The sequence below is a fragment of the Microcoleus sp. Pol12B5 genome (assembly GCF_036701335.1).
Taxonomy (GTDB): Bacteria; Cyanobacteriota; Cyanobacteriia; order Cyanobacteriales; family Microcoleaceae; genus Microcoleus.
In genome coordinates, this window is sequence record NZ_JAUBQQ010000026.1 from 56475 (window position 1) to 66386 (window position 9912).

The 9912-nt window shown below is 44.6% G+C and carries 4 protein-coding genes; all 4 read left to right on the top strand.

Annotated elements, in window-relative coordinates; genetic code table 11:
- Nucleotides 1-347: 347 nt before the first annotated feature.
- Nucleotides 348-4625 (top strand): PAS domain S-box protein, encoded by a 4278-nt coding sequence (locus QUA24_RS14075; RefSeq protein WP_333230424.1) that lies wholly within the window; start codon nucleotides 348-350, stop codon nucleotides 4623-4625.
- Nucleotides 4626-4867: 242 nt separating this feature from the next.
- Nucleotides 4868-5725, top strand: coding sequence for a DUF1361 domain-containing protein (locus QUA24_RS14080; protein WP_333230425.1), 858 nt, complete (start codon nucleotides 4868-4870; stop codon nucleotides 5723-5725).
- Nucleotides 5726-5932: 207 nt separating this feature from the next.
- Complete coding sequence (locus QUA24_RS14085; RefSeq protein ID WP_333230426.1) at nucleotides 5933-7897, top strand: ABC transporter ATP-binding protein/permease; 1965 nt, start codon at nucleotides 5933-5935, stop codon at nucleotides 7895-7897.
- Between the two features lie 421 nt (nucleotides 7898-8318).
- The coding region (locus QUA24_RS14090; protein WP_333230427.1) for an NB-ARC domain-containing protein at nucleotides 8319-9912 on the top strand (1594 nt) is incomplete at its 3' end.

The following is a 9912-nucleotide window of genomic DNA, read 5'->3' on the forward strand; positions in this document are numbered from 1 at the left end:
AGATTTTAGATTGATCCCGTCCTCAGCCTGCGAAGGAATCAATCCGCGGGCTTTTTAGGAAAGATGCAAAGCTTTTTAAAGTCTCCGTCCTGAGTCTGCGAAAGAATGAATCCGGGGGCTTATGACCACATTACTTTCGGTCAGTCGATTGTAGATTTAAAACTTTTTCCATAGAATTAATGATGAGAGGCTTGGCGATCGCCCGCGTTCGACGGGTGTCCTCGAACACAACAAACTCGCGCCCGCTTGCGAAAAGCCCGGTATGCCGAAAATTTTGGATTTGCCTAGAGAAATCAAACTAAACTAAATCTATCTAAAGACGTAAAAAAATACCTTAACCCCCGCAGATGGAATACTTTAAGGTTAAAAAATTCCAAATTTCACCGTATTTAGCAGCTATTTCGGCATCAATAGCAATTTTGGTCGGAGTTGGCATTTTAGATCGATCGGAACAGCGGCGGTTTTTTCACTACAACCGCGCTACCACGCTCGATCGGCTTAGCACAGTCCGTTCTAAGCTGGAAGGATCTTTGAATTCCCGCCTGTTTTTGATGCGGGGTTTGGGGGCTTACCTTTCCAACAACCCAAACATCACCGAAGCCGAGTTTACAGCGACGGCGAGAATTTTGGTGGCACAGCAACCGGGCATCCGCGCCATAACTTTAGTTAAAGGCACAACGGTCGCTTACATTTACCCATGGGAGGGAAATGAAGCGGTGATCGGGGTTGACTTGACGGCGCTACCCGAACAGCGGCAAATGGTCAAAGAGGTCATCCGAACCAGAAAAACTTTGCTTGCCGGGCCCGTGAAATTATTAGAGGGGGACGAGACTTTGATCAGCCGCTCGCCGATTTTTCTCACACCCTCCGGCGCCGAGCCTGAAACAGGAGTTTACTGGGGCTTGACAGGTTTGATCATCGACAAAAATTCCCTGATTGAGGAAGCAGGACTCAACGACTCCTCAGCGAAGCTGCAATACGCTCTGCGGGGCAAAGACGGGACTGGAGCCTCCGGCCAAGTGTTTTTCGGTGACGAGTCAATTTTTCAACACCATCCCGTGCTGCTGGAAGTGACTTTGCCCAACGGTTCCTGGCAGTTGGCAGCAATTCCGGCGGGAGGATGGCCTGCGAATTCGCCGTTTCGGGGCTGGCTGCTTTTTGGAGGTGGCTTGCTGGCACTTTTGAGCGGGGCGGCAGTTTTTAACTGGGTGTACGGCCGTGCGAAACTGCGATCGAGCGAAGTTAAGTATCGGCAATTAGTTGAGAATGCTAACAGCATGATTGTGCAGTTAGACAGTGAAGGCAAGATTACTTTTTTTAACGAGTTTGCTGAAACTTTTTTCGGGTATTCAGAAGCAGAAATCATCGGCAAAAGTGCGATCGGCAAAATTATACCGAAAACAGAGTTATTTGAAAGTGACCTCGCGACAAAGATTCGAGACTGTTTGGCACAGTCGCAAAAATACTTCCAAAACGAAAATGAAAACATCCGCAGCAATGGAGAAAGGGTGTGGATAGCGTGGACAAATAAACCTTTACTAGATGCGAAGGGAAATGTGGCAGGACTGCTTTGTATCGGGACGGATATTAGCGATCGCAAACAAGCTGAAATCGCTCTACAAGCTTCTGAATCGGAACTTCGAGCTTTGTTCGCTGCCATGAACGATGTAATTTTTGAACTCGATATTGAGGGACGGTTCCTGAAAGTTGCCCCGACCAATCCCCAATTATTATACAAAGAGACGGAGGAATTTGCCGGTAAAAAAATTAACGATTTATTCCCTCCAGAAAAGGGAGAATTTTTTCTGGAGCAAATTCGCACCGCCCTCGCTACAAATCAAACCTGTACTTTTGAATATCACCTGGAAATTGCCAGCGTACAAAAGTGGTTTGCCGGTACCATTTCACCACTGAAAGAAAAAACTGCTCTGTGGGTAGCCCGCGACATTACGGAGCGCAAGCAAGCTGAAAATTGGTTGACCGGTCAAAAACAAATTTTAGAAATGATTGCTAAGGGCGCTCCTCTTGGCGATACTTTAAATACCTTAGTTGAAATTATGGAGCTGCAATCTAGAGATGTCATCGGTTCGATATTGCTTCTAGCTCCAGACGGCAAACATTTACTGCACGGAGCCGCGCCCAGTTTACCCGACAGTTACAATGCTGCTATTCATGGCAGACCCATCGGCCCGGAGGTAGGCTCCTGCGGCACTGCTGCGTTTACCCGCCAACAGGTGATCGTTACAGATATTGCCAGCGACCCTTTGTGGGAAAATTATCGAGATTTAGCCTTGAGTTTTGGACTGAGAGCTTGCTTGTCTACTCCTATTTTCTCATCTCAGGGTCAAGTTTTGGGAACTTTTGGAATGTATTATTCCCAACCGTGCCACCCCCCAATTGTTGATCTGCAATTGATAGAAGCCGCGATGAATTTAGCAGGAATTGCTATCGAACGCAACCAGGCAGAAGAAAGTCTGAAACAGCTCAATCAAGAACTAGAAAATAGAGTCAAAGATAGAACTGCTCAATTGATGCAAACTGAAGAACGCTGGCAGTTAGCACTCAAAGGCAACAATGACGGCATTTGGGACTGGAACTTGCAAACAGGGGAACTATTCCTGTCCGATAGATTTAAAGAAATAACTGGATACGAACACAGCGAAACTCTCGATTACTTTGACGAATTAAACAGGGGTACGCATCCCGACGATTTAGCCTTAGTAATGCAAGCTCTCCAAGACCATTTAAACAAGAAAACGCCGCATTACATCATCGAATACCGCTGCTGGTGCTACAACAGCGCCTACAAATGGATATTGAGTCGGGGACAAGCTTTGTGGGACGCATCTGGAAAAGCAGTCCGCATGGTTGGTTCAATTACTGACATTACGGAGCGCAAACAAGCAGAGGAAGCACTACGGGAAAGCGAGGCAAAATTCCAAAAGCTGTCGGGTAATGTGCCGGGAGTAATTTATCAATTTGTATTGCGTACAGATAGCTCTTTCAGTTTCCCTTACATGAGTCCGGCTTGCCGAGAAATGTTTGAGCGAGAAGCCGAAGCTGTTATGCAAAATGCGGCTTTGATTACAGATTTAATTCATTCCGATGACCGCCAAAATCATGACGAATCGGTTGCTATTTCAGCCCAAACTTTGCAACCTTGGCACTGGGAAGGACGATTCGTACTACCTTCCGGTAAAATTCGATGGTTTCAGATAATTTCGCGTCCTGAAGCTAAAGAAAACGGTGATATTATTTGGGACGCTATCGCCGTTGATGTTACGGATCGCAAACAAGCTGAGTTAGCTTTGCAAGAAAGTCAGCAGTTCATTCAAAAAGTAGCATCGGCTACTCCCGGTATTTTGTATCTCTACGACTTGGAAGAACAGCGAAATATCTACACTAATACTTCAATGATCCAGCTTTTGGGCTATACCAGCGACGACATTACAGCGATGGATTCGTCACTGATGCCTCAGTTAATACACCCGGAAGATTTGCCTAAAATCGTGAAACATCACGCCAGCTTTACAGGAATGGAAGATGGCGAAACTAGGGAAATTGAGTACCGGGTGCAGGCAGTAGACGGTCAATTTTTGTGGCTGCAAAGTCGCGATACTATTTTTAGTAGGAATGGGGAGGGTCAGGCTAAGGTAATAATTGGAGTTTCCCAGGATATTACGACTCGCAAGCAAGCAGAGGAAGCACTGCGACAAAGCGAAGCGCGAGAAAGAGAAAAAGCTCGAGATTTAGAGTCGGCGCTCCTGGAATTGCGCTCTACTCAAACTCAGCTCATTCAAACTGAAAAAATGTCTTCTTTGGGGCAATTAGTTGCCGGGATTGCTCACGAAATTAATAATCCAGTTAACTTCATTTACGCTAATATTGATTATCTCAACCAGTATACAAAACAGTTGCTCGATCTGGTGAGTCTTTATGAACAGGAGTATCCCGAACCTAATTCACAAATTGTCGATCGCATTCAAGAGATTGATTTGGACTTCATGGCTGAGGATTTAAGAAAACTTGTGGGTTCGATGCAGGTAGGAACCGAGCGCATCCGGCAAATTGTGTTGTCCCTCCGAAATTTCTCGCGGCTGGACGAATCGGCAATGAAGCCGATCGATATTCACGCGGGAATTGAAAGCACTTTGTTAATTTTGCAGCACCGCTTGAAGAGTCGGGAGAGTCGCCCGGAAATTGAAGTAGTTAAGGAGTTTGGAAAACTGCCACTGGTGGAGTGCTATGCGAGCCAACTGAATCAGGTGTTTATGAATATTATTGCTAATGGAATTGATGCTATTGAAGAACGATATCACCAGTTATCGGTTCTACAATCAGAGACAAAGAGTGGACGGATTGCTATTTCCACAGGTGTAACTCCCCAGAACACTGTTAGGGTAGAAATTTCGGACAACGGTACGGGAATTCCCGAGGGGATAGTCGATCGCATTTTTAACCCGTTTTTTACTACAAAAGCTGTGGGGAAAGGTACGGGTTTGGGAATGTCTATCGCGCACTCGATTGTGGTGGAAAAGCACCAGGGCAAGATTGACTGTATTTCGTCCATAGGATGGGGAACAACTTTTAAGATTGAGATTCCGATCCACAAAGTGGATAAATAGTAGGGTGCGCCAATCGATTTGAGATTTGAGATTTGAGATTTTAGAATTAACTCCACAGTGGTAGGGTTCGTCAGTCGATTTTAGATTTGAGATTGAGTCCACACTGCTAGTATGCGTCAGCAGTTATTGATTTTCAGGCGCGCCGCGATAAGCTGACGCACCCTACAAGTTAACGACTAAAATAGACTGAAGCTGCTAACGAAGCGGTGCTGCATCAAACCTTTAATTGTATAAAAATTGACATGATGGGATTAATCCTGGAAGCCCTGCAAGCAATGGGACACAATGTCCGCTGGATGTCTTGGAATTTGTTTTTGGGTTTAGTACCGCTGGGCCTGAGTTTTTGGCTGTTCCGCAAACCTCGATCGCGCTGGCTGCTGTGGGGTACGGCGTTTCTCCTGGGCGCTACTTTTTTGCCCAGCACGCGCCATATTTTAGGCTATCTGAAGCATATTGTGCAAGATGTCGGCAAAACTTACGTTTTGGGGGCGATCGTGATTACGCTGGCATTGATGGCTGTAGACATCTGGGTACTGCGGCAGCGCGGAGTTCGCTCTCTCCGGTGGTGGGGCGGCTTTTTCTGGTTTATCGCATTTTTGCCCAATGCGCCCTATGTTTTAACTGATATCATTCACCTGATCGAGCAGATTAAAGAGGGGAATTCGGTGTGGACTGTGACTCTAGCTTTGATCCCGCAGTATCTGGCGTTTATGCTGATCGGGTTTGGAGCTTACGTGCTGTCGGTGATGAATCTGGGTTACTATTTGAAGCAACAGGGTTGGAGTAAATTTATCCTGGGAACAGAGATAACTATACACGCACTTTCGGCGATCGGCATTTATTTAGGGCGATTTATCCGCTTCAACACTTGGGACATTCTTACTAACCCCGATGCGCTGGTTAACACAGTAATGAACGATTTGATAGGCAAGCGTCCGGTTTTAGTAATGGCTGTAACTTTTGTAGTAATTGCTGTTTTGTATTGGGTAATGAAACAAGTAATTTTAGGGATTCGCCAGCGATTTTACAGCAGCAAATTGCAGTCGGACTTTTCCGGCGAAAGCGCCAATCCTTCTGATCCCATCGATTTGAGATTTTAGATTTGAGATTAAACGATTGACTCCACAGATGAATCTAAGAGCTTGAACTAAGCTCCCAAAATTTTTCTCACCAGTTAACTAGGAAAACAAGTTTCCGTCTGTGGGTGAGACAAATTTTTTCGCTAAACTCCGAAATAAATTACTGCTACAGTTTGTCACAAGACTTGATATGTTAGAACAGTCAAAGTAGTTTTGTAAACAGCAAAGATGAATCGATTTGACCGTCAGTTGTGGCAGAGATTTATTGCGATCGCTCAACCTTACTTTTATCCTTTAGAGCCTGGGGGAGGCAGGGTATTTTTGGGATTAGTGGCGCTGTTGTTGATATTTCTCTTCGCTGCGATGTTTGTGTTCGTCAGTGCTGTATGTTTGGGTACTCAAGTCTTATTTCCAGAAGCTTTTAACGGGGTTGCGGCTGGTTTAGCTACTTTGATCAAAGGAATTATCTACTCACCGACAATTGCGATCGTTGGTTTAATGCTAATCCTCCCCCTGGCTGCTTTTGTTTATTTCAGAAGCAAATTGATACCGCGCTGGAAGCAGTGGATAATGTTAGCTCTGCTGCTATTTTTGTCACTGTCTGTTAGCGGAATTAACGTAGTCATTAGCTATATTAGTAATTTTTTTACGACCGCACTGTCTGAAAAAGATCATATTACTTTTTGGCGGTTTATGTGGGTTTATGCTGGAGTTTTTATTATCAGTACCCCGATAGTTGTTATTTACGGCTATACCCAAGATAAACTGGGATTGTACTGGCGAGAATGGATGACTGAGAGTTTCCTGGGTAGTTATTTTCAAAACCGCGCTTATTACGAAATTAACTCTCAGAAGGAAATCGACAATCCCGACCAGCGGATTGCTGAAGATATCAAATCTTTCACTAGCACAAGTTTAGAGTTTTTGCTGCTGATATTGGGAGCAGTTATCGATATTATTTCTTTTACAGGCATTCTGTGGTCTATTTCCAAAGGTCTTTCGATCGGACTAATTATTTATGCTGTCTTTGGCACGGCAGTCATGGTATTTTTTGGCAAAAGGTTGATATTTTTGAACTTCAATCAGCTCTGTAAAGAGGCTGACTTTCGCTATGGATTGGTTCACATTCGGGACAATGCAGAATCAATTGCTTTTTACCGGGGAGAAGCACAGGAATCTGTTCAGGTGAAATACCGATTTTTAGAAGCAGTTCGGAACTTTAATTTCCTAATTGGTTGGCAGCGGAATCTGGGATATTTTAGAGTTGGCTATAGATATGCGACTTATATTATTCCATCTTTATTCCTGGCTTCTATCTACTTTGCGGGTGAGATCAGATACGGCGATATTACTCAAGCTGAATTTGCTTTTCGTCAGGTTTCTGAGGCTTTTTCTTTCGTTGTATATAGCATTGAAAGCTTGAGTCTGTTTGCAGCCGGAATTAATCGTCTAGCCACGTTTAATGAGTCTTTAAGATGTGAAAAAACTCCTGTTCAACTCGACTTCAGAACAATCGATACAGTTATAAGTTCGCAATTGAAACTGGAACACGTTACTTTAGATACTCCGCACCATCAAAAGACTTTGATTAGGGATTTGTCGGTAGCCGTGCCGCCCGGTGAAGGACTGTTAATTGTCGGTCAAAGCGGTGCTGGGAAGAGTTCTTTGCTGCGGGCAATTGCGGGCTTGTGGGAATCGGGAACTGGCCGTTTGGCGCGGCCGGAATTGGAGAAAATGCTGTTTTTGCCACAGCGTCCTTATATGATTTTGGGTAGTTTGCGATCGCAACTTCTCTATCCCAACAGCAGCAGCGAGGTTGATGAGGAAAAATTGCGCCGCGTTTTGGCATCAGTAAATTTAGCAGATTTGCCGGACAGATTGGGCGGTTTTGATGCGGATTTAGATTGGGGTGAGATTTTGTCGCTGGGAGAACAGCAACGTTTAGGTTTTGCTAGATTGTTATTGACGGAACCGAAATACACTATTTTGGATGAGGCGACCAGTGCTTTGGATTTGAAGAACGAGCAACATTTATACGAGCAGTTGCAAGCCACTAAAACTACGTTTGTGAGTGTCGGTCACCGATTGAGTTTAGTGAAATATCACCAACAGGTTTTGGAACTTCTGGGCGATGGGAGTTGGCGGCTGCTTTCGGCCCAAGAATACCGCGCTAGTGCGACAAATTTTAGCTGATACAGCCCTGCTTTAAAGAATTGTGAATTTACCCGGTTGTTGGTTCGCGGTGGGTTGTGGTGCGGTTGGAGATTTATGGTTGGTTGCTATAAATTAAGCGTCGCGCCTCCACTCTACAATAGGTTTTAGGGGTAGGGCAATAGCAACAATTAATGCAGATTAACTCCCCCCTTTCTCATACCATCTTAGATTAAAGGGTTAAAGAATTGAGAATGACTGATTGTGTATTGGTTTGGAGCACGGGCCTAGAGTTGCATTTTTTTAAACTTGTATCACAATCGATAATTGGGTATAAATATCTAAAACTGCCCAAACAACAAAAAGCAAGCTGAACGTTAGTAGATTCGATTCAATTGCTCGCCTGCGATAACTCACACAATATAATAGAAGATAGATTTTTAGTATAGGCGAGATTCCTACCTTGACTACTCCGATTCCTCAAAACTTTGTGCAAACGATCGCCAAACAGCGCGGTGTCACAGATGCCGAGTTAGAAACTGTGTTTATGGCTCTCGACGGTCAATCTACAGCGACCATCGCCACAAAGCTTGGCATTAGCGACATCGCCGTTCGCAAAAGACTCGGCGAAGTTTACAAAAAGTTTCAGATTGGGGGGAACGGCCCTGGAAAGCTTTCGGAATTGAGGCATCAGTTGCTGTTTTCATACCACATCGATCAGGGAACGAGCGATTTTAGTGGAGGTAAAGGCTCTCTATTGAAGATGGCGATTGGACACCGACAGGAAGATTGGGGCCAAGCACCGGATGTTTCGGTTTTTTACGGACGGACTGAAGAATTAACTACTTTAAAGCAGTGGATTGTATCAGATAATTGTCGCGTGGTAGCGCTGCTTGGTTTGGCAGGTAGCGGCAAAACAACTCTGTCGGTGCAGTTGGCAAAACAGGTACAGAATGAGTTTGATTTTGTGATTTGGCGATCGCTGCGATCGACACCAACACCATCCGACTTCCTAGGAAACTTAATTCAACTTTTTTCTAACCAACAAAAACCCGATGTACCCATCGACCTCAACAGCAAAATTTCGCGATTGGTCGAGTATCTGCGGAAACACCGTTGTCTGGTAATTTTAGACGATTTTGAAGCGGTTCTCAGACCAGAAGAATTAGCGGGACACTACCGGGAAGGCTGCGAAGGATATCGAGATTTAATTGTGCGGCTGTGTGAGGTCAATCACAATAGCTGTTTACTGCTAGTTAGTTCGGAAGAACCTACGGAACTGGCTTTGCTGGCGGGAGAAAAAGTGCGGTCTTTAAAACCTGCTATTTCCGAGGAAATAGCGCGGGAAATTTTCCAAGAAAAAGGTTTGTCACCTCAAGATCAAGAGTTGAAAATCTTGTTATCCAGGTACGGAGGCAATCTGTTAGCATTAAAGATTGTAGCGACAACAATTAACGAGTTTTTCGAGGGAAATGTTTTAAAGCTTTTGGAAGCAACGGCGTTATTTATTGAAGAACATATCAGCAATTTGCTGGCGCAGCAGTTCGATCGAATGTCGAACTCCGAACAAGATATTGCCTACTGGATTGCTATTGCTCAAAGCCAGATTTCCCTGGCAACTTTACGAGAGCAGATGTTGGTCAATTCATCGCTGTCAGATTTGCTGAAAAATCTCGATTCTATGGGTCGTCGCTCGCTGATTGACAAAATCAGTGAGGGCGGGGAAACTGTTTTTATGCTTCAGCCTTTGATCGTGCAATATGTAACCGACCGATTAGTCGATCAGATTCGAGCCGAGGTTCTGGAGACGGTTAAGACCCAAGGAATAGAAAGAATGCGATTGTTGAAAACTCACAAATTGAGCATCAAAATTGCTAAAAGGAAAGGAAATAAAGGCGAGCCCATTAGCTCTATTTTAGAATTAGTAAAAAATCGGCTGCAAGTTTTGTTTGTGAAGACGACAGGCTTTGAAACACCGCTAAATCTCCTGACCGAAGTTGCCTCTGATCTGGAGGATAAATCGATTCTTGAGGTGGGATATGCTAGGGAGAATCTGG

What these genes read in the sequence shown, in the direction of transcription:
- QUA24_RS14075 (WP_333230424.1), top strand. Translation starts at nt 348, where the DNA reads ATGGAATACTTTAAGGTTAAAAAATTCCAAATTTCACCGTATTTAGCA.
- QUA24_RS14080 (WP_333230425.1), top strand. Translation starts at nt 4,868, where the DNA reads ATGATGGGATTAATCCTGGAAGCCCTGCAAGCAATGGGACACAATGTC.
- QUA24_RS14085 (WP_333230426.1), top strand. Translation starts at nt 5,933, where the DNA reads ATGAATCGATTTGACCGTCAGTTGTGGCAGAGATTTATTGCGATCGCT.